This is a genomic window from Streptomyces sp. RGM 3693 (assembly GCF_050471125.1).
In the GTDB taxonomy this organism is placed as follows: domain Bacteria; phylum Actinomycetota; class Actinomycetes; order Streptomycetales; family Streptomycetaceae; genus Streptomyces.
Window position 1 is genome coordinate 1,200,504 of record NZ_JBMPPQ010000002.1, and the last position, 26,646, is coordinate 1,227,149.

At 71.6% G+C, this 26,646-nt stretch carries 23 protein-coding genes; 17 read left to right on the top strand and 6 right to left on the bottom strand.

From position 1 onward, the window contains the following. Positions 1 to 157: 157 nt before the first annotated feature. From hutU to hutI, 4 genes are all read left to right on the top strand, one after another. Positions 158 to 1,822: a urocanate hydratase gene (gene hutU, locus ACO0M4_RS22730; protein ID WP_430372761.1), complete on the top strand. Its 1,665-nt coding sequence runs from the start codon at positions 158 to 160 to the stop codon at positions 1,820 to 1,822. A 17-nt stretch (positions 1,823 to 1,839) separates the two neighbouring features. Further along, positions 1,840 to 3,057 (top strand): allantoate amidohydrolase, encoded by a 1,218-nt coding sequence (locus ACO0M4_RS22735; protein ID WP_430373903.1) that lies wholly within the window; start codon positions 1,840 to 1,842, stop codon positions 3,055 to 3,057. A 17-nt stretch (positions 3,058 to 3,074) separates the two neighbouring features. After that, positions 3,075 to 4,403 (top strand): formimidoylglutamate deiminase, encoded by a 1,329-nt coding sequence (locus tag ACO0M4_RS22740; protein ID WP_430373904.1) that lies wholly within the window; start codon positions 3,075 to 3,077, stop codon positions 4,401 to 4,403. A gap of 71 nt (positions 4,404 to 4,474) precedes the next feature. Further along, positions 4,475 to 5,656, top strand: a complete 1,182-nt coding sequence (gene hutI, locus ACO0M4_RS22745; protein ID WP_390023088.1) for an imidazolonepropionase — start codon at positions 4,475 to 4,477, stop codon at positions 5,654 to 5,656. A gap of 117 nt (positions 5,657 to 5,773) precedes the next feature. On the opposite strand, the gene ACO0M4_RS22750 is transcribed toward hutI, so the two are convergent. Then, positions 5,774 to 6,712 carry an RNA polymerase sigma factor SigF gene (locus ACO0M4_RS22750; RefSeq protein WP_430372763.1) on the bottom strand — a complete coding sequence of 313 codons (939 nt, stop codon included), beginning with the start codon at positions 6,710 to 6,712 and terminating at the stop codon, positions 5,774 to 5,776. A 272-nt stretch (positions 6,713 to 6,984) separates the two neighbouring features. Between ACO0M4_RS22750 and ACO0M4_RS22755 the strand changes: the two genes are divergently transcribed. The 6 genes from ACO0M4_RS22755 (at position 6,985) to ACO0M4_RS22780 (ending at position 12,923) form a co-directional block, all read left to right on the top strand. Further along, on the top strand, positions 6,985 to 7,353 hold the full coding sequence (locus tag ACO0M4_RS22755; protein ID WP_430372764.1) for an STAS domain-containing protein: 369 nt from the start codon (positions 6,985 to 6,987) through the stop codon (positions 7,351 to 7,353). A 171-nt stretch (positions 7,354 to 7,524) separates the two neighbouring features. Beyond that, on the top strand, positions 7,525 to 8,013 hold the full coding sequence (locus ACO0M4_RS22760) for an ATP-binding protein (RefSeq protein WP_430372766.1): 489 nt from the start codon (positions 7,525 to 7,527) through the stop codon (positions 8,011 to 8,013). A 243-nt stretch (positions 8,014 to 8,256) separates the two neighbouring features. Beyond that, on the top strand, positions 8,257 to 8,988 hold the full coding sequence (locus ACO0M4_RS22765) for an LPXTG cell wall anchor domain-containing protein (RefSeq protein ID WP_430372767.1): 732 nt from the start codon (positions 8,257 to 8,259) through the stop codon (positions 8,986 to 8,988). Between the two features lie 19 nt (positions 8,989 to 9,007). Further along, on the top strand, positions 9,008 to 10,117 hold the full coding sequence (locus ACO0M4_RS22770; RefSeq protein ID WP_430372769.1) for a hypothetical protein: 1,110 nt from the start codon (positions 9,008 to 9,010) through the stop codon (positions 10,115 to 10,117). 257 nt (positions 10,118 to 10,374) lie between these two features. After that, positions 10,375 to 11,466, top strand: a complete 1,092-nt coding sequence (locus ACO0M4_RS22775) for a hypothetical protein (protein ID WP_430373906.1) — start codon at positions 10,375 to 10,377, stop codon at positions 11,464 to 11,466. Beyond that, entirely contained in the window at positions 11,466 to 12,923 is a 1,458-nt protein-coding gene (locus tag ACO0M4_RS22780) for a hypothetical protein (RefSeq protein ID WP_430372770.1), read from the top strand. Before ACO0M4_RS22775 ends, ACO0M4_RS22780 begins: the two co-directional genes overlap by 1 nt. 115 nt (positions 12,924 to 13,038) lie before the next feature. Here ACO0M4_RS22780 and ACO0M4_RS22785 read toward each other — a convergent pair whose 3' ends face one another. Then, complete coding sequence (locus tag ACO0M4_RS22785; protein ID WP_430372772.1) at positions 13,039 to 14,568, bottom strand: peptide MFS transporter; 1,530 nt, start codon at positions 14,566 to 14,568, stop codon at positions 13,039 to 13,041. A gap of 509 nt (positions 14,569 to 15,077) precedes the next feature. On the opposite strand from ACO0M4_RS22785, the gene ACO0M4_RS22790 reads away from it, so the two are divergent. Beyond that, on the top strand, positions 15,078 to 15,758 hold the full coding sequence (locus tag ACO0M4_RS22790; RefSeq protein WP_016575659.1) for a response regulator transcription factor: 681 nt from the start codon (positions 15,078 to 15,080) through the stop codon (positions 15,756 to 15,758). A 6-nt stretch (positions 15,759 to 15,764) separates the two neighbouring features. After that, positions 15,765 to 17,012: an ATP-binding protein gene (locus ACO0M4_RS22795; protein WP_430372773.1), complete on the top strand. Its 1,248-nt coding sequence runs from the start codon at positions 15,765 to 15,767 to the stop codon at positions 17,010 to 17,012. A 7-nt stretch (positions 17,013 to 17,019) separates the two neighbouring features. On the opposite strand, the gene ACO0M4_RS22800 is transcribed toward ACO0M4_RS22795, so the two are convergent. After that, complete coding sequence (locus ACO0M4_RS22800) at positions 17,020 to 17,529, bottom strand: GtrA family protein (RefSeq protein ID WP_430372775.1); 510 nt, start codon at positions 17,527 to 17,529, stop codon at positions 17,020 to 17,022. Between the two features lie 174 nt (positions 17,530 to 17,703). After that, positions 17,704 to 18,144 carry a protease inhibitor I42 family protein gene (locus ACO0M4_RS22805; protein ID WP_430372777.1) on the bottom strand — a complete coding sequence of 147 codons (441 nt, stop codon included), beginning with the start codon at positions 18,142 to 18,144 and terminating at the stop codon, positions 17,704 to 17,706. Between the two features lie 161 nt (positions 18,145 to 18,305). On the opposite strand from ACO0M4_RS22805, the gene ACO0M4_RS22810 reads away from it, so the two are divergent. The 3 genes from ACO0M4_RS22810 to ACO0M4_RS22820 are packed head-to-tail and all read left to right on the top strand — an operon-like array spanning position 18,306 to position 21,216. Continuing rightward, positions 18,306 to 19,457, top strand: a complete 1,152-nt coding sequence (locus tag ACO0M4_RS22810; protein WP_430372778.1) for a 5-(carboxyamino)imidazole ribonucleotide synthase — start codon at positions 18,306 to 18,308, stop codon at positions 19,455 to 19,457. After that, positions 19,454 to 20,044, top strand: a complete 591-nt coding sequence (gene purE / locus ACO0M4_RS22815; protein ID WP_430372779.1) for a 5-(carboxyamino)imidazole ribonucleotide mutase — start codon at positions 19,454 to 19,456, stop codon at positions 20,042 to 20,044. The genes ACO0M4_RS22810 and purE overlap by 4 nt, the downstream gene beginning before the upstream one ends. After that, the gene (locus ACO0M4_RS22820; protein ID WP_430372780.1) at positions 20,041 to 21,216 is read left to right on the top strand and encodes a dipeptidase; all 1,176 of its coding nucleotides are present in this window, start codon (positions 20,041 to 20,043) and stop codon (positions 21,214 to 21,216) included. The genes purE and ACO0M4_RS22820 overlap by 4 nt, the downstream gene beginning before the upstream one ends. Before the next feature lie 479 nt (positions 21,217 to 21,695). Here the strand turns inward: ACO0M4_RS22820 and ACO0M4_RS22825 are convergent, their stop codons facing one another. Next, the gene (locus ACO0M4_RS22825; RefSeq protein ID WP_430372782.1) at positions 21,696 to 23,036 is read right to left on the bottom strand and encodes a UDP-glucose dehydrogenase family protein; all 1,341 of its coding nucleotides are present in this window, start codon (positions 23,034 to 23,036) and stop codon (positions 21,696 to 21,698) included. Positions 23,037 to 23,244: 208 nt separating this feature from the next. On the opposite strand from ACO0M4_RS22825, the gene ACO0M4_RS22830 reads away from it, so the two are divergent. Then, entirely contained in the window at positions 23,245 to 24,417 is a 1,173-nt protein-coding gene (locus ACO0M4_RS22830) for an acyl-CoA dehydrogenase family protein (protein ID WP_430372783.1), read from the top strand. 73 nt (positions 24,418 to 24,490) lie between these two features. On the opposite strand, the gene ACO0M4_RS22835 is transcribed toward ACO0M4_RS22830, so the two are convergent. Beyond that, on the bottom strand, positions 24,491 to 25,801 hold the full coding sequence (locus ACO0M4_RS22835; protein WP_430372784.1) for an LCP family protein: 1,311 nt from the start codon (positions 25,799 to 25,801) through the stop codon (positions 24,491 to 24,493). Between the two features lie 283 nt (positions 25,802 to 26,084). Between ACO0M4_RS22835 and ACO0M4_RS22840 the strand changes: the two genes are divergently transcribed. Continuing rightward, a complete protein-coding gene (locus ACO0M4_RS22840; protein WP_430372786.1) occupies positions 26,085 to 26,639 on the top strand; it encodes an acyl-CoA thioesterase in 555 nt (184 codons plus the stop codon). Positions 26,640 to 26,646 lie beyond the last annotated feature (7 nt).

The following is a 26,646-nucleotide window of genomic DNA, read 5'->3' on the forward strand; positions in this document are numbered from 1 at the left end:
AACTTTCCCACTCGGAAAGTTAGCACTTGACTTTCCGAGTGGGCAAGTCGAGTGGCCGAGTTGGGGAAAGCTCTCGCCGCGCCCTGTTGACTAGCGGTATTCAGAACCTCCAGACTGTGAATAGGTCAATCCATTCAGAGTCAGGGAGGCACGGCCCATGTCGGGACCGCGACCCGTGCGGGCACCGCGCGGTACGGAGCTGAGCGCACGGGGATGGCAGCAGGAAGCCGCGCTGCGCATGCTGCAGAACAACCTCGACCCGGAGGTGGCTGAGCATCCGGACCAGCTCGTCGTCTACGGCGGCACCGGCAAGGCCGCCCGTGACTGGCGTTCCTTCGATGCCATGGTGCGCACCCTGACCACGCTCAAGCAGGACGAGACGATGCTCGTCCAGTCCGGCAAGCCGGTCGGCGTGATGCAGACGCACGAGTGGGCGCCGCGGGTGCTGATCGCCAACTCCAACCTCGTCGGCGACTGGGCCAACTGGGAGGAGTTCCGCCGCCTGGAGGCCCTCGGCCTGACCATGTACGGCCAGATGACGGCCGGTTCGTGGATCTACATCGGCACGCAGGGCATCCTCCAGGGCACCTACGAGACGTTCGCGGCGGTCGCGGCGAAGAAGTTCGGCGGGACGCTGGCCGGCACCATCACCCTCACCGCCGGCCTCGGCGGCATGGGCGGCGCCCAGCCGCTCGCCGTCACCATGAACGACGGCGTCGCGATCTGCATCGACTGCGACCCGCGCGCCATCGAGCGCCGCATCGAGCACCGCTACCTGGACGTGAAGGCGGACAGCCTCCAGCACGCCCTCCAGCTCGCCGTCGAGGCCCGCGACCAGCGCAAGCCGCTCTCCATCGGCCTGCTCGGCAACGCCGCGGAACTCCTCCCGCAGATGCTCGCCGAGGGCGCCCCGATCGACATCGTCACCGACCAGACCAGCGCCCACGACCCGCTGGCCTACCTTCCCGTCGGCATCGACTTCGCCGACATGGCGGCCTACGCGGCCGAGAAGCCCGCCGACTTCACCCAGCGCGCCCGCGAGTCGATGGCCCGGCACGTCGAGGCCATGGTCGGCTTCATGGACGCCGGCGCCGAGGTCTTCGACTACGGCAACTCCATCCGCGGCGAGGCCCAACTCGCCGGATATCAGCGGGCGTTCGCCTTCCCCGGCTTCGTCCCCGCCTACATCCGGCCGCTCTTCGCCGAGGGCAAGGGACCGTTCCGCTGGGCGGCGCTCTCCGGCGACCCGGCGGACATCGCGGCCACCGACCGCGCCATCCTCGACCTCTTCCCCGAGAACGAGTCGCTGGCCCGCTGGATCAAGCTGGCGGGGGAGCGGGTCCACTTCCAGGGCCTGCCCGCCCGGATCTGCTGGCTCGGCTACGGCGAACGCGACAAGGCCGGCGAGCGGTTCAACGAGATGGTCGCCGACGGCACCCTGAAGGCACCGCTGGCCATCGGCCGCGACCACCTCGACTGCGGCTCCGTCGCCTCCCCCTACCGCGAGACCGAAGCCATGAAGGACGGCTCGGACGCGATCGCCGACTGGCCGCTGCTCAACGCCATGGTCAACGTCGCCTCCGGCGCCTCCTGGGTCTCGCTGCACCACGGCGGCGGCGTCGGCATGGGTCGCTCCATCCACGCCGGCCAGGTCACGGTCGCCGACGGCACCCCGCTGGCCGGCGAGAAGATCCGCCGGGTGCTCACCAACGACCCGGGCATGGGCGTCATCCGCCACGTCGACGCCGGCTACGAGCGCGCCGACGAGGTGGCCGCCGAGCGGGGCGTCCGCATCCCGATGCGCGAGGGCGAGGGCGAGTGACCTCCTCGTTCCACGAGATGTGGGGGGAGTTGCGGCCGCTCGGCCGTGACTCCTCCTCCGGGGGCTACCGCCGCTTCGCCTGGACCGGCGCGGACACCGACTGCCGCGCGTGGTTCCGGGCCCAGGCCGAGGCCCGCGGACTCAGCTACGAACTCGACCGCAACGGCAACCAATGGGCCTGGCTCGGCACCACCACCTACCAGGACGTGGCCCCCGGCGACGCCGTTGTCACCGGCTCGCACCTGGACTCCGTCCCGGACGGCGGCGCCTTCGACGGCCCGCTCGGTGTGGTCTCCTCCTTCGCCGCGCTCGACGAACTCCGCGCGCGCGAAGCGGAGTTCACCAAGCCGCTGGCGATCGTCAACTTCGGCGACGAGGAGGGCGCCCGCTTCGGACTGGCCTGCGTCGGCTCCCGGCTGTCCGCCGGCGCGCTGACCACCGAGGCCGCGCACCGCCTGCGGGACGCCGACGGCGTCACCCTCCCGCAGGCCATGGAGCGCGCCGGCCACGACCCCGAGGCGATCGGCCCGGACCCGCAACGGCTCGCCACCATCGGCGCGTTCGTCGAGCTCCACGTGGAGCAGGGCCGCGCCCTGGACCTGTCCGGGGACCCGGTCGGCATCGCCTCGGCCATCTGGCCGCACGGCCGCTGGCGGTTCGACTTCCGCGGCGAGGCCAACCACGCCGGCACCACCCGTCTTCAGGACCGCCGCGACCCGATGCTCTCCTACGCCGCGACCGTGCTCGCCGCCCGCGAGCAGGCCCGGCTGGCCGGCGCCCTGGCCACCTTCGGAAAGATCAGCGTCGAGCCGAACGGCGTCAACGCCATCCCGTCGCTGGTCCGCGGCTGGCTGGACGCCCGCGCCGCCGGCCAGGACACCCTGGACACCGTGGTCACCGGGATCGAACGGGCCGCCGCCGAACGGGCCGCCCGCGACGGCGTCGACCTGGACGTCGTCCGGGAGTCCTTCACCCCCGTCGTGGAGTTCCAGCACGCCCTGCGGGACGAACTGGGTGCGCTCCTCGGCAAGCGGGCCGAGCGGCCGGTACCGGTCCTGGGCACCGGCGCCGGACACGACGCGGGTATTTTGTCCGCAACCGTTCCGACGGCCATGTTGTTCGTCCGCAACCCCACCGGCGTCTCGCACTCGCCCGCCGAAGCGGCCACCGAGGACGACTGCGTGGCCGGGGTCACCGCACTCGCCGACGTACTGGAGGGGCTGGCGTGCCGCTGACGCCGCAGGCAACACCGATGACGTACTGGCTCGAACACGCCTGGCTGGGCACGCACGTCGAGTCGGGCGTGGCCCTGACGGTGGCGGACGGCCGGATCACGGCCGTCCGCCCCGGCACCCCGACACCCCCGCCGGGCGCCGAGGCCCTCTACGGGCTGACCCTCCCGGGCCTCGCCAACGCCCACAGCCACGCCTTCCACCGCGCCCTGCGCGGCACCGTCCAGGTCGGCAGCGGCACCTTCTGGACCTGGCGCGAGGTGATGTACGGCGTCGCGGACCGCCTCACCCCCGAGAGCTACTACGCGCTGGCCCGCGCCGCCTACGCCGAGATGGCGCTGGCCGGCATCACCTGCGTCGGCGAATTCCACTACCTGCACCACGCGCCCGGCGGCACCCGCTACGACGACCCCAACGCCATGGGGCAGGCGCTGATCGCGGCCGCCGCCGACGCCGGCATCCGGATCACCCTCCTCGACACCGCCTACCTCTCCGCCGGCTTCGGCGATCCGCCCAACCGGCACCAACTGCGCTTCTCCGACGGCACCGCCGACGCCTGGGCGGAGCGCGCCGACGCACTCAAGGGCGCCGAGCACGCCCGGATCGGCGCCGCTGTGCACTCCGTACGCGCGGTCCCCGCGGCGGAGCTGAGCACCGTCGCCGACTGGGCCCGGCGGCAGCAGGCACCGCTGCACCTCCACCTCTCCGAGCAGACCGCCGAGAACGACGCCTGCCGGGCGGCCCACGGCCGCACCCCCACCCAACTGCTGGCCGACCACGGGGTGCTGGGCCCGCGCACCACGGCCGTGCACGCCACCCACCTCACCGACGAGGACATCGCCCTGCTCGGCGGCAGCACCACCGGCGTGTGCATGTGCCCGACCACCGAGCGGGACCTCGCCGACGGCATCGGACCGGCCGTGGCGCTCCAGGAGCAGGGCAGCCCGCTCTCCCTGGGCAGCGACAGCCACGCCGTCATCGACCTGCTCGAAGAGGCCCGCGCCATGGAGCTGAACGAGCGCCTGCGCACCCGCACCCGGGGCCACTGGACCGCCGCCGCCCTGCTCCGCGCCGCGACCGCCGACGGGCACGCCGCCCTGGGCTGGGACGACGCCGGCACCCTGGCACCCGGGGCGCTCGCCGACTTCACCACGATTGCGCTGGACTCCGTACGCACCGCCGGACCGCTGCCGCGACTGGGCGCCGAGACGGCCGTATTCGCCGCCACCGCGGCGGATGTGCGACACACCGTCGTGGGTGGTCGGCAGATCGTCCGCGACGGGACGCACACGCGCGTGCCCGACGTGCCCACCGCCCTCGCCGACGCCATCGCCGCCGTGCGCGGCTGACCCGCACCCTCCCGGGCAACCCCAGCCCGCCCTGGCCCCGCCGCCCGCGGACGAAGGAGAACACCCCCGCGATGACGACGACCTCAGCGCCGACCACCGCCATCACCCACATCGCCCAGCTCGTCACCAACGACCCCTCCCTCGGTGAAGGCCCCCTCGGTCTGATCCAGGACGCCGCGGTCGTCGTCGACGGTGACCGCATCGCCTGGGTCGGTCCCTCAAGCAAAGCACCCGCCACCGACAACGCCGTCGACGCGGCCGGCCGGGCGGGCCTCCCCGGCTTCGTCGACTCCCACTCCCACCTGGTCTTCGCCGGCGACCGCACGGCCGAGTTCAACGCCCGGATGTCCGGCCGCCCTTACTCCGCCGGCGGCATCCGCACCACCGTCGCCGCCACCCGCGCCGCCAGCGACGACGCACTGCACGCCAACGTCGCCCGCTACCTGGCCGAGGGCCTGCGCCAGGGCACCACCACCCAGGAGACCAAGTCCGGCTACGGCCTCACCGTCGAGGACGAGGCCCGCGCGCTGCGCATCGCCGCCGCGCACACCGACGAGGTCACCTTCCTCGGCGCCCACATCGTCTCGCCCGACTACGCCGACGACCCGGCCGGCTACGTGGATCTGGTCACCGGCCCGATGCTGGACGCCTGCGCCCCGCACGCCCGCTGGGTGGACGTCTTCTGCGAACGCGGCGCCTTCGACGGCGACCAGGCGCGCGCCATCCTCACCGCCGGCAAGGCCAAGGGCCTGGTGCCCCGGGTACACGCCAACCAGCTCGGCCACGGCCCCGGCGTCCAGCTCGCCGTCGAACTCGGCGCCGCCTCCGCCGACCACTGCACCCACCTCACCTACGCCGACATCGACGCGCTGGCCCAGTCCGACACCGTCGCCACGCTCCTCCCGGGTGCCGAGTTCTCCACCCGCGCCCAGTGGCCCGACGCCCGCCCGCTGCTCGACGCCGGCGCCACCGTCGCGCTCTCCACCGACTGCAACCCCGGCTCGTCCTTCACCAGTTCGATGCCGTTCTGCATCGCACTGGCCGTCCGCGACATGGGGATGACGCCCGACGAGGCGGTGTGGGCGGCGACCGCGGGTGGTGCCCGGGCGCTGCGCCGGGACGACGTCGGCCGGATCAGCCCCGGCGCCCGCGCCGACCTGGTCCTGCTGGACGCCCCGTCCCACGTCCACCTCGCCTACCGTCCGGGCGTGCCGCTGGTGACGGACGTCTGGCACAAGGGCGTCCGCCTCTGAGGGCGGCGGACGACACCGCCGGCAGACGCACAGGGGGCCCGTCCCGGACGATTCCGGGGCGGGCCCTCGTGTGCACGGGCGTCCGCCGGCCGTACGGGCCGGCGCCGACCGCGGGGGCTATTCCTCGATCATCAGGCCCTTGCGGAGCCGGACGAGGGTGCGGGAGAGCAGCCGGGAGACGTGCATCTGGGAAATGCCCAACTCCTCGCCGATCTCGGACTGCGTCAAATTGGCGACGAACCGCAGCGAGAGGATCTTCCGGTCCCGGGACGGGAGTTCGGCGATCAGCGGCTTCAGCGATTCCACGTATTCGATGCCTTCGAGGCCGTGGTCCTCGTAACCGATCCGGTCCGCCAGCGCGCCTTCGCTGTCGTCCTCCTCGGGCTGGGCGTCCAGCGAGCTCGCGGTGTAGGCGTTGCTCGCGGCCATCCCTTCGACGACCTCGTCCTTGGTGATGCCGAGGCGTTCGGCGAGTTCGCCGACCGTGGGTGCCCGGTCCAGCTTTTGCGCCAGTTCGTCGCCCGCTTTTGCCAGGTCCAGGCGGAGTTCCTGAAGTCGCCTCGGAACCCGCACCGACCAGCTGGTGTCGCGGAAGAAACGCTTGATCTCGCCGACGATGGTCGGCATCGCGAACGTCGGGAATTCCACGCCGCGGCTGAGCTCGAAACGGTCGATCGCCTTGATCAGACCGATGGTGCCGACCTGGACGATGTCCTCCATCGGTTCGCTGCGGGAGCGGAACCGGGAGGCCGCGAACTTCACGAGGGCGAGGTTCAGTTCGACCAGGGTGTTACGGACATAGGCGTATTCGTGGGTGCCTTCGTCCAGGGATTCCAGACGCGCGAAGAGCGTTTTCGACAGGGCCCTCGCATCCACCGGACCCACTTCGTCGAACGGTGGGATCTCGGGCAGGCCGTCGAGCTCGGGCACGCTCGCCGGCTCGGCGGCCGCGGCATGCGTCTGGGAAGGAATGTGACCGGTCACATAGGACCGGGGTGTCGACGACGCGGGGCGTTGATCGTCCTTGCTACGCAATTCGTCGAGCCGGGGTGACATGTGTCTCCTCCATCGTTCTCGGCATATGGCTGCCGAAGCCTCTGCATGAAGCTGCGGTGTGCGGCGCCTCCAAAGCCGGCCGTTTCGAATGTGTCCTTCTACGCCTACCTGGCTTCGACGGAAGAAGGCAAGTGCGTGTTGTCCACAATCCTTCGCTATGCCCTTTCTGCGGCTACCGGCGGACGTCAGGAAGGCGTAGGGTTCGACGCGCGCAGTCATGAGCAATGTCGTCACCACAACAGTCGTCTAGGCAGCAAAAGGGGTGCGCTCGCATGGACCGCGGGACGGTCGGCAGTGCAAGCCGGGGTCGGCTTCACGTCGAGATCCGCCATCACGGCCCCAGCGCGGTCGTGACCGTCGCCGGTGAGCTGGATCACCACACCGCGGATCTGTTGCGGGAATCACTGGAAGGCTGCGTCGACGAGGGATATGCACGCCTCGTGGTGGACTGCTCACCCCTGGAATTCATGGACTCTACCGGTCTGAACGTCTTGCTCGGTGCCCGGCTGAAAGCGGAGGCCGCGGGGGGCGGTGTCCATCTGGCCGGGATGCAACCGGTGGTGGCCCGGGTCTTTGAGATCACCGGCGCGGAAGCGGTTTTCACGGTGCACGACTCACTCGACGCGGCCTTGGTCGACTGACCGGTCGGGAAGTCCGGAAGGATGCGTTCCGGGCGCGTAGTCGGCATCACAACTTCCGTACCCAAGAAGTGGGTGTTCTCGCGGTCCGGTCGGGCAGGAGACATCTGAATCCGTTGAATCAGTGAGCTATCTGTTGTCCGTGAACAGGCGAATCGGTGAGGTGAAGCGCTGATGAGCACCACCCGGCCGTACCCGCCGGGCGATCTCGGCCCGGAGCCGGGCGGCGCCGGCGCTTCCGCTTCCGTCCCCGCAGGTCAGATCCGTCGGCTGCGCCTGGCGGGGACCCGGGGTGCCGTGGCGCGAGCCCGTGACTTCGCCCGGGAGGCGCTGCACGACTGGGGCTGGCTGCCGGCCGCGACCGCCGATCAGCGGGCCGCGGCCGAGGACGTGCTGCTCGTCGTCTCCGAGCTGGTCACCAACGCCTGCCTGCACGCCGAGGGCCCCGAGGAGCTGCGGCTGCGCTGTGCGGCCAAGGTGCTCCGCCTGGAGGTCAGCGACCTGGGTGCGGGCTCGCCGGCGCCGCGCAACCCGCACCGTCCCGGACGTCCGGGCGGCCACGGCATGTTCATCGTGCAGCGGCTGTGCCTGGACTGGGGCGTGGTGCGGAACGCCGACGGAGCGGGCAAGACCGTCTGGGCGGAGCTGGCCGCACCGTCCTGAAGCGGCGGCGGACCGGGAGACGTTGAGCGCGGGCCTACGGGCCCGCGCTGTGTCGTTTCTGGGGCCGGGTGGGGGCCGGGCCGTGGCCGCGGTGGGCCGTCTTCCGGACGGATCCGGCCGGTGCCGCGTATCGAGGCTGTGCCGTGCCTTCCCTCGGCAACCTCCCGGGCGTACCTTGAGCGCCCAATCTGATGTGCCGTCAGTAACATGTGGCGGCGCCAACCGGGAGAAGGGGAACTCAAGGTGGCCCGCTTCCACGCACAGCACGGCAGGCGGCCGCGGCGGGCGGCCGGGCTGGCCGCGGCCGCGGCGACAATGGCCGGTTCCGCGGTGCTGTTCACCGCACCCGCCGCGCACGCCGAGGTCGTCGACGTCAACTACCAGTGCAAGACGCCGATCGGTAACAAGGGGGCGGTCTCGCCCATCGACATCAAGGGGACGCCCAGCGGGAGCTCGTACAAGCTCGTGATGTCGTTCCAGAAGGGCGTCTCCTCCAGCCCCGTCGAACTGGGCAAGGGTGCGATGAAGCCCAGCGCGCTGATCCAGCTGGGCGGCGCGGAGAGCGGCACGGTGCAGGTCAGCGGCCCGCCCAACGACCAGGCGGTACCGGCCAACACGCCGATCAAGATCAGCGATCTGAGCGGCACGTACACCCCGAAGGCCAGCGGGAAGGTCACCTTCACCGCCTCCACGCTCACCATCAAGGCGCTGGGCACCACCACCACCTGCACACCGAGCAATCACCCCAAGCCGGCACTGTCCCTGGACGTGAAGGGCAGCGGCGGTTCCGGCGGCAGCGGCGGTTCCGGCGGCAGCGGTGGCTCCGCGGCGGCGGGCGGCTCGACCGGCGGCGGTCAACTGCCGCAGACCGGACCGGCGGACTCCGCCCTCGCCCTGGGCACCCTCGGCGGCACCGTCCTGCTGGCCGGCGCGGCCGGAGTGCTCTGGCTGACCCGCCGTCACCAACGGGCCTGACCTCCACCGGGAGCCGCCGATGCCGTTCCGTCCCCGCACCGCGGCCACCGGCGCCGCCCTCGCGGCCGCCGCCGTCCTCCTGTGCCCCGCGGCGGCCGCGGCCCGTCCGCCCGCCGCCGTACCGGCCGGGCCGTCCGCCCCCGCCGCACCGGGCTGGTCCGCCGCGCCGACCGGGGCCGCCCGGACGTCCTTCTACCTGGAGGGGCCACCGGGCGCCGCACTCACCGACCGGCTGGCCGTCCGCAATCCGTCCGACCGGCCGGTCACCGTACGGCTGGCCGGAGACGGCGCCGGGGCGTGGCTCGCCTTCGGCACGGCGGAGGTGACGGTGCCGCCGCGGACGCGGGCGAGCGTGCCGTTCACGATGACCGTGCCGCGCACCGCCACCCCCGGCGGCCGCTCCGGCGCGCTCACCGTGACCGGCACCGCGCCCGGCGCCCGGACCCGGATCCCGGTCCGGCTACGGGTGACCGGGCCCACGCTGTCCGCGCTCACCGTCGAGCACGTCTCGGTGACCCGGCGGGGGAGCGCCGCGGAGATCCACTACACCCTGGTCAACCGCGGGAACACCGCCCTCCGGCCGCAGTTGGCGGTCCGCGCCGACGGCCTCTTCGGGCCGCTGCTGCGCCGGCCCGCCCGCCCCCTGCCGGACGTCCTCCCACCCGGCGCCCGCGTCGACCGGACCGAGACCTGGCCCGATCCACCCGCCCTGGACACGGCGGACGTACGGCTCACCGCGACCGCGGCGGACGGCGCACAGGACACCGCCACCGCCCGGTACACCGCCGCCCCCTGGGGCGTGGGTGCCGCGCTGCTGCTCCTCCTGGCGACTGGTGGGGGCGGCTGGGCGGTCCTCCGGCGCCGCAGACGCACCGGCCGCGCGGACCGCACGGGAGGCAGCGGGGCCGGCGGTGCACCCGACGACGGGGGCGGCGCCCCGCCGGACCGGCCCGGAGCCCGATCTACCGACGACGCACGGCGGGCGAGCGGAACGGGGACGGACGGGATGGGCGGGACGGACGGGATGGACAGCAGAGGCCGTGCGGGCAGTAGAGGCAGTACGGGCAGTGCGGACGGGACGGGGCCCATCACGACGGCCGCGAGGACGGGATCAGGGGTGCGCGGGTGAACGGCGAGAAGGGCGAGAGCAGCGAGAACGCCGAGAGTGGCGGGAACAGCGAGAGTGGCGGGAACGGCGGCAAGGGCAAGTGGGGGGCGGTGCCGGCTGGAGCCGGGACGGGGGCCGTGGTCACCGCCGTGGCCGTGTCCGCGGCCGTCGCCGTGTCCGTAGGCAAGGCGGGACGGCTACGGACCGGCCGGTGGACCAGGTGGTGGACCGATCGGCTGACCGGCCGGTGGACCGGGTGGCGCCGTCGTCCGTCCGTTCTGCGCGCGGCCCTCGCCCTTGCGCTGGCCCTGTTCCCGGTCCTGCTGCCCGGCCTGGCCGCCCCGGCCGCGAGCGCCGCCCCGGCCGGCGGCGCGCCCTCCGTAGCGGTCTCCCAGCAGGAGGCGGGTGCCGGCGGCAGCGTCACCGTCACCGGGCAGGGCTGGCGCCCGCACACCCTGCTGACGTTGCTGATCTGCGGACAGAACATGATCGGCGGCACCAACTCCTGTGCCAACGGCGACGGGCGGGCCGTCACCACCGACGACCGGGGCGCGTTCAGCAAGCCGCTGCCGGTCGCCGAACCGCCCAAGCCCTGCCCCTGCGTGGTGCACGTGGCGACCGTGACCGGCCCGGCGGCCGCCGCGGACGCCGCGTTCAAGGTGGCCGGGCACCCGGTCGCGCCGCTGCCGCAGGACGTCAGTGCCGGTCGGCTGGCCGTCCTGGCGCAGCCCCGGCTGACCGGGAGCAGCGGACTGCTCACCTGGTTCGGCGCCCCGCCGCAGCGCGAACTGACCGTCACGGTAGGCAACTTGGGTTCGGCGTCGGCCAAGGACCCGGTCTTCCAGGTCGGCACCTCGCACGGCGTCTTCGCGCCCCAATGGGAGGACCAGCAGTGGCGGGGGACCGTCCCCGCCGGGCGGAAGGTCGAGGTCAGACTCCCGGTGGAGCTGGCCGCCGGGGCGCACGGGGACTACCTGGTCTCCCTCAAGTACGGCGGCAGGCTGCTGGTCGAGCAGCCGTGGGAGGTCGGCCGGCCGTGGGGCGTGACGCTCTTCTGGGTGCTGCTGTGCGTGGTCGTGCCGACGGCGGTGTTCCGGATCGGGATGGCGGTCGTCGACCGCGTCCGCCCGCCCCGCCCGGGCACCACCGTCCGCCCCGGGAGGACCTCGCACCGTCCGTACCCCCGGCGAACCACCAAGGACCAACAGAGGAAACCGCACAAGAGCCGGCAGAACAGCCGACAGAAGGACCAGCACGGCACGGACCCCGGCACCGCACCGGACGGCACCGCCGCCCTGCCGTGGTTCACCCCGGACACCGCACCGTCCACCACATCAACCGAACAACCCCCCTCGAAAGGTTCCGCGTGATGACGTTGATGAGGCTGACCCGGCCCACGAGGCCGACCGGACAACGCAGACGAGCGGGCACCGCCGCCGCGGCCGCGCTGGTACTCGCGGGGGCGGGTGTGGTCACCGCCGCCGGGACCGCCCAGGCGGCCGAGGTGGCGTACCAGACGGAGTGTCAGCCGCCGCCGATCTCAGGGCTGCCGCCCGTCGAGGGCACCACCAAGGTCGAGGTCACCGCGCCCGCGACCGCCAAGGTCGGCGATGCGGTCGAGGTGGTCTGGACGACGGTCCAGGCGGCCTCCCAGAACCCCGGCATCCTCGACCTGGCCAAGGACACCGTCCAGCCGACCGGCACGGTCAAGGTCGCCGGGGCGCAGACCGGGGACCTGGTCGTGCAGGGCCCGCGACAGAACCCGCCGATCCCGAAGAACAGCCCGATGAAGCTGTCCGCCATGAAGGGCACGCTGAAGCTCACCGCGCCAGGGGAGGTCACGCTGACGCCCGGTGCGTACAACATCAACGTCAACAAGCCGATCTCCACGGACACCAAGTGCACGCCCAAGGAGGCGGTGCACCCGGCGGTCACCATCAAGGTGACGGACGGCGGCGGCTCCTCCGGCGGCGCGACCACCGGCGGGACGAACAGTGGTGGGACGAGCAGCGGTGGGACGACCGCCGGCGGCACCAGCTCGGGCGGCACCGGCTCCGGCGGCGCGACGACCACCGGCGGCGGCAGCGCGGGCACCAGCGGCGGGAGCTCCGGCTCCTCCGGCTCCTCCGGCTCCACCGGAGGCTCGGGCGGCTCGGGCGGCGACCCCGACGGCACCGCGTACAAGGGCAAGGAGGTGCAGGTCCCCTACGCCTGCAAGACGCCCATCGGCGACAAGAAGGCCACCTCGCCGGTCCAGATCAACGGCGTCAAGAAGGGCGGCGCCTACGACCTGACGGTGCACTTCGCCAAGTCCGTCATGGACAGCCCGGCCGACATCCCCAAGGGCTCAGTCAAACCGTCGATGGACGTGAAGGTGGGCGGCGCCGACAAGGGCTCCGTCCCGGTGGCGGGCCCCACCAACGCCCAGCCCATCAAGGCCGGCCAGCCCATCGAGATCCCCGACCTCAAGGGCACCTACAAGCCCGGTGCCACCGGCAAGGCGACGCTCACCCCGGGCGTCCTCACCATCAACGCCCTCGGCACGACCACCACCTGCACCCCGGAGAAGGACCCCGGGGTCTCGCTCGCCCTGGACACCGCCGCCCAGCCCGGCGGCACCTCGGGCGGTTCGACGGGCGGTGCGTCCTCCGGGAGCGGCGCGGCCGGCCCGGCCAGCGTGTCCGGCGGCAGCGGCAGCGCCGGCGGCCTCGCCCAGACCGGCGCGGACGACCACGGTGCGCTGACCGCCCTCGGCGTGCTCGCCGGCACGGTCGTCCTGCTCGGCGCCGCGGTCTTCACCTTCGCCCCGCGGCGACTGCGCCGATGAGGCCCTAGGCGTGTGGTCCGGGGACCGTGTGGTCCCGGGACCCACGGCCCCGGGCATACGGAAGGGCCCGGCACGCATCGGCGTGCCGGGCCCTTCTCCTGCTACCGGGGGCGCGTCAGCGCACGTCCCCCATGAGCGCCACGATCTTCTTCCGGTACGCGTAGACCGCGACACCGGCCAGCACCGCCAGACCGGCCTCCAGGGCCAGCACCGGGATGCCGCTCAGGTCCACCCCGCCGATGGACAGCAGGCTGGTGATGCAGTCGCCAGCGGTGACGGCGAGGAACCACACGCCCATCATCTGGCTGGCGTACTTCGCCGGCGCCATCTTGGTGGTGACCGAGAGGCCGACCGGCGACAGGCACAGCTCGCCGATCGTCTGGATCATGTAGATCGAGATCAGCCACATCGGGCTCACCTTCGTGCCGTGCGTCGCCATCCCCATCGGGACGATGAAGACGAAGAACGAGGCACCGATGATGACCATGGCCATCGCGAACTTCACCGTGGTGCTGGTCTCGCGGCCACGGCGCGTCAGCCACATCCACAGCCAGGCGAAGACCGGAGCCAGCGCCATCACCCACAGCGGGTTCACGGACTGGAACCACGAGGACGGGAAGTTGAAGCCCAGCACGTCGCCGTTGGTCTTCTTGTCGGCGAAGGCCGACATCGTCGAGCCGCCCTGGTCGTAGATCATCCAGAAGACGGCGGCGGCCACGAAGAACCAGATGTAGCCGCTGACCTTGGTCTGCTCGGACTCGGACAGGTCCTTGTCGCGCTTGATGCGCACCAGCACGCTGATCGGGATGATCAGGCCGAGCAGGCTGATCGGGATCAGCGCCCAGTTCAGGGTGAAGTGCCCGGTGGCGATGACCACGCCGTAGAAGACCGCGGCGATCGCCGTCCAGATCAGGCCCTTGCGCAGCCACATGGCGCGCTCCTCGGCCACCAGCGGCTTCGGGACGACGCTGGACTTCGGGCTGAGGTGACGGGTGCCGATCAGGAACTGGACCAGACCCAGCGCCATGCCGACCGCGGCCAGCGCGAAGCCCAGGTGCCAGTTGACGCTCTGGCCGACGGTGCCGATGACCAGCGGCGCGGCGAAGGCACCGAGGTTGATGCCCATGTAGAAGACGGTGAAGCCGCCGTCCCGACGCGGGTCCTGCGGACCGTCGTAGAGGTGGCCGACCATCGTGGAGATGTTGGCCTTCAGCAGACCCGAACCGGCCGCGACCAGCGCCAGACCCACGAAGAACATCGCCTGGCCGGGGACGGCCAGCGTGAGGTGACCGACCATGATGACGCCCGCCGCGACCGCGACCGTCTTACGCGGACCCCACACCCGGTCGCCGAACCAGCCGCCGGGCATGGCCAGTAGGTAGACCATGGCCAGGTAGACGGCGTAGATCGCCGAGGCCGTGGTCATTTTCATGGCCAGGCCGCCGCCCTGGGAACCGGATCCGGCATCGGGACCGCCGGAGATCAGGTACAAGATGAGCAGGGCACGCATGCCGTAGAAGCTGAAGCGCTCCCACATCTCGGTCATGAAGAGAGTGGCCAGGCCGCGGGGGTGGCCGAAGAAGGTCTTGCCGCCGTTGACAGGGGTTCCCTGCTGGGCCGCGTCCTTCGTCAGGCTGGACGCCATGGGTGGTTCCTTGCTTCTCGGGACGCGTCCGAGGGACTCGTTATGCGCCCGGGTGGGGGTGACCGGCACCGACGCCGCCCTGCCCGCCCTCACGTCTGGGAGGTTCGACGCCACACGAGGAGGGTCGACGGGAGGCCGAACGCCGGGATCCACGCCCCCGTGCCGCGACAGCGCGGCCGGCGGACCCGGTCGACAGGTCTTTCACTGTGTAAGGGGCTGGAGATACCAGCCCCGCACACAACAAGGACCGATGACGTCAGTTCCGCGCCACGGGTCCTGGGGTTGTGCGTTGGACGTTCCGGACACCATACGTCCGCTTGGCAGCACGTTGGGAGTCGTGAGAGAACGCTCACACTCGCACAGGGAACCGCCTATACCCGTCTGTGCGACCGCGTTTGCCCGCGCGCTCCGGCGGCCCGGGCGCGCGAGCGGGCGCGGAAACGGGCCCGCTGTCGCCCATCCGTGCTGGTCCGCCCCTCCCTGTCGGTACATCGGACTACCATCGGCCCATGACCCGTGTACTGCTCGCCGAGGATGACGCGTCCATCTCGGAGCCGCTCGCCCGCGCCCTGCGCCGCGAGGGTTACGACGTCGAGGTGCGTGAGGACGGCCCGACGGCGCTAGACGCCGGTCTCCAGGGCAACATCGACCTCGTGGTCCTGGATCTGGGACTGCCCGGTATGGACGGTCTTGAGGTCTGTCGCCGGCTGCGCAACGAAGGCCATTCCTTCCCGATCCTGGTGCTGACCGCCCGCGCCGACGAGGTGGACACCGTCGTCGGCCTGGACGCCGGCGCGGACGACTACGTCACCAAGCCCTTCCGGCTCGCCGAGTTGCTCGCCCGGGTCCGGGCCCTGCTCCGCCGCGGCTCCACCGCCGAGCCCCAGCAGCCGCCCGCCACCCACGGCGTGCGGATCGACGTCGAGTCGCACCGCGCCTGGATGGGCGACGAGGAACTCCAGCTCACCGCGAAGGAATTCGACCTGCTGCGGGTCCTGGTGCGGGACGCCGGCCGGGTCGTCACCCGCGACCAGCTGATGCGCGAGGTCTGGGACACCACCTGGTGGTCGTCCACCAAGACGCTGGACATGCACATCTCCTGGCTCCGCAAGAAGCTCGGCGACGACGCCGCCAACCCGCGGTACATCGCCACCGTCCGCGGGGTCGGCTTCCGCTTCGAAAAGAGCTAGGGGCCCGTGCGCCGCCGACTGATCAACTCCACGCTCGCCGTGGTGCTCGTCGTCATCGCCGTCTTCGGCGTCTCCTTGGTGATCGTCGAGACCCGCACCATCCAGTCCGGCGCACAGGAGAGCGTGGCCTCCGAGGCGGTCCGGCTGGTCGGGATAGTGGAGAGCCGACTGGGCAGCGGCGAGAAGATCACCCCGGAGATCCTCTCCGAGCAGATCACCGCGTACCGCTACGCCGAGATCAAGGTGCCCGGCAAAGCGAAGATCGAGATCGGGCAGCGCCCGGTCGGCGACGTGATCGAGTCGGAGGTGCGCGGCGACCGCGGCGAATCGGTCACGGTCCAGGAGTCCCGCTCCACGGTCAGCGCGGAGATCGGCCGGACCCTGCTGGTGATCCTCGCGGTCGCCCTGCTGGCGATCCTGGCGGCCGTGGTGCTCGCCATCCGGCAGGCCCGCCGACTCACCGCCCCCCTCACCGACCTCGCCGAGACCGCCGAGCGGCTCGGCTCCGGCGACCCTCGGCCCCGCCACCGCCGCTACGGCGTCCAAGAGCTGGACCGGGTCGCCGACGTCCTGGACGCCAGCGCCGAGCGGATCGCCCGGATGCTCACCGCCGAGCGGCGGCTCGCCGCCGACGCCTCCCACCAGCTGCGCACCCCGCTGACCGCGCTGTCCATGCGGCTGGAGGAGATCACCCTCACCGACGACCCGGACACCGTGAAGGAAGAGGCCACCATCGCCCTGGCCCAGGTGGAGCGGCTGACGGACGTGGTGCAGCGGCTGCTGACCAACTCCCGGGACCCGCGCACCGGCTCGGCGGTCGCCTTCGACCTGGACGAGGTGGTCAAGCAGCAGATCGAGGAGTGGCGCCCGGCCTACCGCAGTGCCGGACGGGCCATCGTCCGCTCCGGCAGGAAGAGCCTGCGGGCCGTCGGCACCCCGGGCGCGGTCGCCCAGGTGCTGGCCACCCTGATCGAGAACTCCCTGATGCACGGCGACGGCACGGTCGCGCTGCGCACCCGCGTCACCGGCAATCAGGCGGTCGTCGAGGTCACCGACGCCGGCCCCGGCGTCCCGCCGGACCTCGGCTCACGGGTCTTCGAGCGGACCGTCTCCGGCCGCAACTCCACCGGCCTGGGGCTCGCCGTCGCCCGCGACCTGGCCGAGGCGGACGGCGGCCGCCTGGAACTGCTCCAGCAGTACCCGCCGGTCTTCGCGCTCTTCCTGGCCCGGGAGGGCGAGCCCACCGAGGAGTGAGCCGCGTCTACTTCCGAGAGGCGCCGCTCGGCAGCCGGGAGTCGTCGGTCAGGAACGACTCGGCGGTCTCCACCGCCTCCCGGGCGGGCAGCGCCCGGAAGACCCAGGTGCGGTACGACCAGAAGCGGAACAGCGTGGCGATCCCTATGCCGAGGAACTTGAAGACGTTGCTCTGCAGCGGGCTGTCCCAGTCGAACCCGTAGGTCGCGGTGTACAGGATGCCGTTCTCGATGACCAGGCCGACGACGCTGAACAGCAGGAACAGGGTCAGCTCACGGGTCCGGCCGCGCTTGTCGCGGTCCCGGTAGGCGAAGTAGCGGTAGCCGACGTAGTTGGTGACCGTGGCCACCACCGTCGCCACGATGCTCGCCCGGACCACCGGGAGCTCGGTCAGGTGCCGGACGAGGTTGAAGACCGCGAAGTTCACCACGACCCCGGCGCCGCCGACGGCACCGAACTTCACGATTTCCCGGGTGAGCGTCTCCAGCCTCGACCGCAGCGCGCTCCGTTCACTCATGGTGATCGTTCAGCTCCCCGTCGTGGGCGGTAGGCGGGCCGGCGACCCGATAGGTCCCTCATGCTAACCACGTGTGCCACGGCGCGGTGCGGGGGCTGCCCGTCCCGCGACCGGGCGCACGAATGCGGTCACGACAGGGTTGCGAACGACCGTGAACCGACCGTGAATGGACCGTCAACCGACCGTGACCCGGAAGTTGAGAGCGCGGGCCCCGGGCTCGTCCGCCGCCCCCGTCGCGCACCGCCGACAGCGCAGTAACCGCAGGTCGGTACGGCCCGGGTGGACGGCCTCGAAGTCCATCGCCCGGGAGCCGTGGCCCGGGGGCGGCGGCCCGCCGGCGGGGGCCTGTGGTGCGGCCCTGTCGCCGGTGGCCCGTAGAACGGCCGGATCCGGTCGGGGGGCGGCGACGATCCACTGATAGCCGTCGCCGGGGTCGTCGGGGACCTCGATGGTGAAGCGGTCGCCGGCGGAGACCGCGATCTCGGTGTCGTCGGGGCCGTACACCTCCGGCCCGGACAGTTCGCTGACCACCGTGTACAGGGCGATCAGCAGCGCGGCGACGGCGATGACGGCCACCAGCGCCCGGGAGCTCCTCGTTATGTCGCCGCTCTCCATGCGGCCTCCCCCTATCGCCGGGCTGGGGCCGGAACCGTCCGCCGCCGGTCCGGAACCCCACCGCGGTGGTGGAACTTCCCGATCACCCTCGAACGCCTGCCCTCGGATGATCCTCCAAGCGAGGGTCGGGTGCACGACTGCCGGGCGGCTACCCTGGGGGCGTGACGTTCCCGGTAGTCGGCATGGTCGGCGGCGGTCAGCTCGCCCGTATGACCCACGAGGCGGGTATCCCCCTCGGCATCAAGTTCAAGCTCCTCAGTGACACCCCGCAGGACTCGGCGGCTCAGGTGGTCAGCGAAGTCGTCGTCGGCGACTACCGCGATCTGGACACCCTGCGCGCCTTCGCCCGCGGCTGCGATGTCATCACCTTCGATCACGAGCACGTGCCCACCGCGCACTTGCGGGCGCTGGAGGCCGAGGGCATCCCCGTCCGCCCCGGCCCGGACGCGCTGGTGCACGCCCAGGACAAGGGCGTGATGCGGGCCAAGCTGGACGCCATCGGTGTCCCCTGCCCGCGCCACCGCATCGTGTCCGACCCGGCCGACGTGGAGCGGTTCGCGGCCGAGGGCGACGGCTTCCCGGTGGTCCTCAAGACTGTCCGCGGGGGCTATGACGGCAAGGGCGTATGGGTCGTGCGATCCTCCAAGGAGGCGGCGGAACCGTTCCTCGCCGGTGTGCCCGTCCTGGCGGAGGAGAAGGTCCCCTTCGTCCGCGAACTCGCCGCCAACGTCGTCCGCTCCCCGCACGGCCAGGCCGTCGCCTACCCGGTCGTGGAGTCCTTGCAGGTCGACGGCGTCTGCGACACCGTGATCGCGCCGGCTCCCGACCTCCTTGACGAGCTCTCCACCCACGCCCAGCAGCTCGCCCTGCGGATCGCCGACGAACTCGGCGTCGTCGGGCACCTCGCGGTCGAGCTGTTCGAGGTCCGGGACGCCGACGGCACGCCCGCCGTCCTCGTCAACGAGCTGGCCATGCGCCCGCACAACTCCGGCCACTGGACCCAGGACGGCGCGATCACCTCGCAGTTCGCCAACCACGTCCGGGCCGTCCTCGACCTCCCGCTCGGCGACCCGCGCCCGCGCGCCCGCTGGACGGTGATGGCCAACGTCCTCGGCGGCGACTACCCGGACATGTATGCGGCCTACCTCCATTGCATGGCTAGGGATCCGCAGTTGAAGATTCACATGTACGGCAAGGACGTGAAGCCGGGCCGCAAGGTCGGGCACGTCAACACCTACGGCGACGACCTGGCGGATGTGCGTGAGCGCGCCGCACACGCCGCCGGCTATTTGCGAGGAACGATCACGGAATGACTGCCCGCCCGTCGCCCGACCGCCACCCCTCAACGAGCGCTGACGCGCGCCTCTCCGACTCCCCCGTCGTCGTCGGCATCGTCATGGGCTCCGACTCCGACTGGCCCGTCATGGAAGCCGCCGCCCTGGCCCTGGACGAGTTCGAGATCGGCTACGAGGTCGACGTGGTCTCGGCCCACCGCATGCCGCACGAGATGATCGCGTACGGCGAGCAGGCGGCCGGCCGCGGCCTGAAGGCGATCATCGCCGGCGCCGGGGGAGCCGCCCACCTGCCGGGCATGCTCGCCTCCGTCACCCCCCTGCCGGTCATCGGCGTCCCCGTCCCGCTGAAGTACCTCGACGGCATGGACTCCCTCCTCTCCATCGTCCAGATGCCGGCCGGCGTCCCGGTCGCCACGGTCTCCGTCGGCGGCGCCCGCAACGCCGGACTGCTCGCCGCCCGGATGCTCGCCGCGCACGACCCCGAACTCCTCTCCCGCATGAAGGAGTTCCAGCAGGAGCTGAACGACCAGGCCACCGAGAAGGGCAAGCGGCTGCGCAACAAGGTCGCCGGGTCCGCCGGCTTCGGCTTCGGCGGCGGCAAGTGACGGCCGCCCGCGAAGCCGCGCTGGAGCTCCTCGCCCGCTGGCCGGTCGTCGACGGCCACAACGACCTCCCCTGGGCACTGCGCGAACAGGTCCGCTACGACCTCGACCGGCGCGACGTCGCCACCGACCAGAGCGCCAGCCTGCACACCGACATCCCCCGCCTACGGGCCGGCGGGGTCGGCGCACAGTTCTGGTCGGTGTACGTACGCTCCGACTACGCCGGCGACCAGGCCGTCAGCGCCACCCTGGAACAGATCGATGTCGTACACCAGCTGACGACGCGTTACGCAGCCGATCTGCGTCTGGCGGCCACCGCCGACGACATGGAGGAGGCGCGCGCGCAGGGCCGCATCGCCTCCCTCATGGGCGCCGAGGGCGGCCACTCGATCAACAACTCGCTGGCCACCCTGCGGGCCTTCCACACCCTGGGCGTCCGCTACATGACGCTCACCCACAACGACAACAACGACTGGGCGGACTCCGCGACCGACACCCCGCGCCATCACGGCCTGTCGGCCTTCGGCGAAGAGGTCGTCCGCGAGATGAACCGCTGCGGGATGCTCGTCGACCTCTCGCACGTCTCCCCGGACACCATGCGCGACGCGCTCCGGGTCAGCACCGCGCCGGTGATCTTCTCGCACTCCTCGGCCCGCGCGGTCTGCGACCACCCGCGCAACATCCCCGACGACGTCCTGGCCCAACTCCCCGCCAACGGCGGGGTCGCGATGGCCACCTTCGTCCCGAAGTTCGTGCTGCCCGCGGCGGTCGAGTGGACGCTGCGCGCCGACGAGAACATGCGCGCCCACGGCCTGCACCACCTCGACACCACCGAGGCGGGCATGACGGTCCAGCGCGCCTTTGAGGCCGCCAACCCGCGCCCGATGGCCACCGCGGCCATCGTCGCCGACCACCTCGACCACATGCGCGAGGTCGCCGGCATCGACCACATCGGCATCGGCGGCGACTTCGACGGCACCGCCTTCACCCCCGCCGACCTGGCCGACGTCGCCGGCTACCCGAACCTCATCGCCGAACTCCTCAACCGCGCGTGGTCACCGGCCGACCTGGCGAAGCTGACGTGGCAGAACGCGGTCCGGGTACTCCGCGACGCGGAATCCGTCGCCCAGGCGGAGCGGGGGCGGCGGGGGCCGTCCAACGCGACGCTTGGTTGAGCCTTCCCACGTTGTTGGCTTTCCCGCCATGGGAGTTGCTGTTTTTGCGCCTGCGGCGCGGGTCCGCTGCGCGGGGCTGTTGGGTGCGGTGCCGGGCCTGCGGGGGTGGTGTGCAGGACTGCTGCGCTTTACGTCCTGCACACCACCCCCTCCGGCCCGTCCCCTCCCGTTGGTGGGTGGGAAAGACAGGTCGGCGGCCAGTTGAGGCCGGTGGGCTGGTGCCGGTGGCCACTCAACGATCGGGCCCGCAGGGGGCCCACTGAGGCGCACCCCCACCCACCGTCATCCAACCCCGCAGCCCCGGCACCGCGGCCGAACAGCCCCGCGCAGCGGACCGCGCCGCAGGCGAAACGGCGAGGAAGCCAACAACGTACGGCGAGGCTCAGGGCAACGACACCGCCCCGCGCAGCGGACCCGCGCCGCAGGCGCAAGAACAGCAACCCCCACGGCGGGACGGCCGACAACGTGGGAGGCAACCGCTACGCGGACGGGCGGCCCAGCGCCCGATACGTCCAGCCCGCCTTGCGCCACAGGTCCGGATCGAGCGCATTGCGTCCGTCCAGGACGCTCCGTTCGGTGGCCACCTCGGCCAGTTCCGCCGGGTCCAGTTCGCGGAACTCGCGCCATTCGGTCAGGTGCAGGACGACGTGGGCGCCGCGCACCGCGTCCAGTGCGCTCGCGGCGTACCCCAGGGTCGGGAAGATCCGCTGGGCGTTCGCCATGCCCTTCGGGTCGTAGACGGTCACCTGGCCGCCCTGGAGGTGGATCTGGCCGGCGACGTTGAGGGCGGGTGAGTCGCGGACGTCGTCCGAGTCCGGCTTGAAGGTCGCGCCAAGGACGGCGACCCGCTTGCCGAGGAAGCTGCCGCCCACCGCTTCCCGGGCCAGCTCGACCATGTGGCCGCGGCGTCGCATGTTGATCGAGTCGACCTCGCGGAGGAACGTCAGTGCCTGGTCGGCGCCGAGTTCGCCGGCGCGTGCCATGAAGGCCCGGATGTCCTTGGGCAGGCAGCCGCCGCCGAAGCCGATACCGGCCCGCAGGAACTTCTTGCCGATCCGCTCGTCGTGGCCGATCGCCTCGGCCAGCTTCACCACGTCGCCGTCGGCCGCCTCGCAGACCTCGGCCATCGCGTTGATGAACGAGATCTTGGTGGCCAGGAAGGAGTTGGCGGCGGTCTTGACCAGTTCGGCGGTCGGGTAGTCCATGACGACGAACGGCGAGCCCTCGGCGATCGGGGTGGCGTAGACCTCGCGGAGCAGCGCCTCGGCGCGCTCGCTCGGGACGCCGACGACGATCCGGTCCGGGTGCAGGGTGTCCTGGACGGCGAACCCCTCGCGCAGGAACTCCGGGTTCCAGGCGAGTTCGGCGTCGGCACCGACGGGTGCGGCGGCCGTGAGGCGGCGGGCGAGTCGGGCCGCGCTGCCGACCGGCACCGTCGACTTGCCGACCACCAGCGCGGGCCGGGTCAGGTGCGGCGCCAGCGCGTCGAAGGCGGCCTCGACGTACGACATGTCACAGGCGTACTCACCGTGCTTCTGCGGAGTGTTCACGCAGACGAAGTGCACGTCGCCGAAGGCCCCGACCTCCTCGTAGGAGGTGGTGAAGCGGAGCCGGCCGGTGGAGCCCTCGATCCCGGCGACGTGGCGGCGCAGCAGGTCCGCGAGGCCCGGCTCGTACATCGGGACCTCGCCCCGGCGGAGCATGTCGATCTTCTCCGGCTGTACGTCCAGGCCCAGCACCTCGAAACCCAGCTCGGCCATCGCGGCGGCATGGGTGGCACCGAGGTAGCCGGTGCCGATCACGGTGATCTTGAGGGCCATTGAGGGGCTCCAGACGTCTGGCGGAAAACGGTGCCGAACGAGCATATCCGCGCGTGGAACGCACCCTTCCCGACCGCCGTACGCACCATGGGGGACTGTCGGCAACCTCACCTATCCGCGGCCTGGTATCCGCCCTAGAATCCCTTCTCAGTAAGGGTTACTTAACGGTAGTTAGCGCTGCCGACACCTCACAGGGGAGTGAGAAACCTTGGCGGGAACCGCTGATTTCGATCTGTACCGGCCGTCGGAGGAGCACGACATGCTCCGCGAGTCGGTGCGCTCGCTCGCCGAGGCGAAGATCGCGCCGTTCGCCGCTGCGGTGGACGAGGAGGCCCGTTTCCCGCAGGAGGCGCTCGACGCCCTGGTGGCCAGCGATCTGCACGCCGTGCACGTACCGGAGTCGTACGGCGGCGCCGGTGCCGACGCGCTGGCGACCGTGATCGTCATCGAGGAGGTCGCCCGGGTCTGCGCCTCGTCGTCCCTGATCCCGGCCGTCAACAAGCTCGGCTCGCTCCCGGTGATCCTCTCCGGCAGCGAGGAGATCAAGAAGAAGTACCTGGCGCCGCTCGCCAAGGGCGACGCGATGTTCTCGTACTGCCTCAGTGAGCCGGACGCCGGTTCCGACGCGGCCGGCATGAAGACCAAGGCCGTACGCGACGGTGACTTCTGGGTCCTCAACGGCGTCAAGCGCTGGATCACCAACGCCGGCGTCTCCGAGTACTACACGGTCATGGCCGTCACCGACCCGGAGAAGCGCTCCAAGGGCATATCGGCGTTCGTCGTCGAGAAGGGCGACGAGGGCGTCTCCTTCGGGGCCCCGGAGAAGAAGCTCGGCATCAAGGGCTCCCCGACCCGCGAGGTCTACCTCGACAACGTCCGCATCCCCGCCGACCGCATGATCGGCGCGGAGGGCACCGGCTTCGCCACCGCCATGAAGACCCTGGACCACACCCGCATCACCATCGCGGCCCAGGCGCTCGGCATCGCCCAGGGAGCCCTCGACTACGCCAAGGGCTACGTCCAGGAGCGCAAGCAGTTCGGCAAGCCGATCGGCGACTTCCAGGGCGTCCAGTTCATGCTCGCCGACATGGCCATGAAGCTGGAGGCGGCCCGTCAGCTGACGTATGCCGCCGCGGCCCGCTCCGAGCGCGTCTCGGCCGGGGCCAAGGGCGAGGACCTGACCTTCTTCGGCGCCGCCGCGAAGTGCTACGCCTCCGACGCCGCCATGGAGATCACCACCGACGCCGTGCAGCTGCTCGGCGGCTACGGCTACACCCGCGACTACCCGCTGGAGCGGATGATGCGGGACGCCAAGATCACGCAGATCTACGAGGGCACGAATCAGGTGCAGCGGATCGTGATGGCGCGGAACCTGCCGTAAGGCGTTCCGCCCCACGAGGACGGGCCCCGACCGCACCGCGGTCGGGGCCCGTCCTCGTAGGTGGCCGGTCCGGTCAGTTGTTGCCGGTGACGGTGACCGGCTCGTCGTTGTTGAGCTGCTGGACGAGCTGCTTGAGCTTGGCCTGGTCCCAGACCAGGTTGCCGCCCGTGCTGCCGGAGATCGGCATGTTCATCGACTTGCCGTTGCCGCTGGTGACGTCCTTCATCGCGAAGAACATCTGGCCCAGGTCCCACAGGTTCATGTCCTTGTCCACCTTCAGCGTGTCCAGCCCGGCGCCCAGCGTCGGGTAGAGCTTGAAGGGGTTGAGGAGGGTGCCCGGGGTGGCGGCCTGCTTCGCGATGGTGGCCAGGAACTTCTGCTGGTTCTTGGTGCGCTCAAGGTCCTGGGAGGCGAAGGCGTGCCGGGTCCGGACGAAGGCGAGCGCCTGGGCGCCGTTGAGGGTCTGCGTGCCGGCCTTGAAGTCGGCGCCGGAGTCCTTGTCCTTGAAGCCCTTGGGAATGTCCATCTCCACACCGCCGAGCGCGTCGACGATGTTGGCGAAGCCGGCGAAGCCGATCTCGACGTAGTGGTCGATGTGCAGGTGGGTGTTGTACTCGATGGTGCGCACCAGCAGGGCCGGGCCGTCCTCGGCGTAGGTCGCGTTCAGCTTGGTGTGCCGCCCGGTCACCGGGTACTTCTTGCCGGAGGTCGAGCCGACGTACGAGGGGACCTCGACGTTGGAGTCGCGCGGCAGGGATATCAGCGTGGGGCCGTTGCTGCCGTCGTGCAGGATCAGCATCGAGTCGGTGCGCCCGCCGTCGGTGGGGCCGCCGGTGTGCAGCTTCTGCTTCATGTCGTCGGTCATGCCCTCGCGGCTGTCCGTCCCGACGATGAGGTAGTTGGTGCCGTCGCCGGTCGCGGGGCGGTCGATGACCTTGCTCAGGTCCACCTCGCGGCGCAGCTTGCCGTCCGCCCAGAAGTAGGTGCCGATCGAGGCGGCCAGCACCACCACGACCAGGGTGATCAGCGCCCACTTGATGCGCCGGCCCCACCGCGGGCGCGGCCGGGCGTCGTAGCCGTCGCCGTAGCCGTCGCCGCCGTGGCCGTCACCGGCGCCCCGGCCGCGGCCGCCGCCCCCGCCGTAGACCTGGCCGGTGTTGTAGCCGCTGTCGTCGTAGCCCTGGGACTGCTGCGGCGGTACGCCGGCACCGCGGCGCGGCGAGAGCGACGGCGGGAGCGGGGGCTCGTTCCGCTGGTAGCCGGGGCCTGCGTCGCGCCGTACCTGGGGCATGGCGCGCGCACCCTCCGGCTGGGCGCTGCCGCTGCCGCGTCCGTACCCGTTGCCGCTCTGGTCGCCGGACCGTCCTTGGGGCCACTCATTCATAGGGGGAAGTGTGCACGCCGCGGGGGGTTGCTTTACAGGGCGGGTGCGGGATCGGGCCGTGGCTGTTGCAGAGCTGATGCAAAGCGACGGACCGCTAACGGGCCATACCGCGAAGGGCCCGACGATTCCGGGCGCCACCATCGGAAGCATCCATTCCAGATGGTTTCTGGCGGGGAGGGGAGAGGCATCTCACGCCGGTGCCGAGACCTGCGTCACGCCGCCCGGGGCCGTTCCGCCGCCCGCGCCGTACGGTCCCGTACGGGGCCGGCTTACGCTGGTCTGCATGACCGACCTCGCCACCAACAGTCCGGAGGACGCCCCTGCGGGCAAGCCCACCTCCGTCTCCCGCACCACGCTGTCGCACATCATGACCGCAGGCGACACCAATCTCCTCGGCACGGTGCACGGCGGCGTGATCATGAAACTGGTCGACGACGCCGCGGGCGCGGTCGCGGGCCGGCACTCCGGCGGCCCCGCGGTCACGGCGTCCATGGACGAGATGGCCTTCCTGGAGCCGGTCCGGGTCGGCGACCTCGTCCACGTCAAGGCACAGGTCAACTGGACCGGCCGGTCCTCCATGGAGATCGGCGTCCGGGTCCTGGCCGAGCGCTGGAACGAATCCACCCCCGCCCAGCAGGTCGGCTCCGCCTACCTCGTCTTCGCCGCCGTCGACGAGCACGGCAAGCCCCGTACGGTGCCGCCGGTCATGCCCGAGACCGAGCGTGACCGGCGCCGCTACCAAGAGGCCCAGATCCGCCGGACGCACCGGCTGGCCCGCCGCCGCGCCATCAAGGAACTGCGCGAGCGGCGCGCCGCCGAGGGACTCGACGACGCCTGACCGGCCG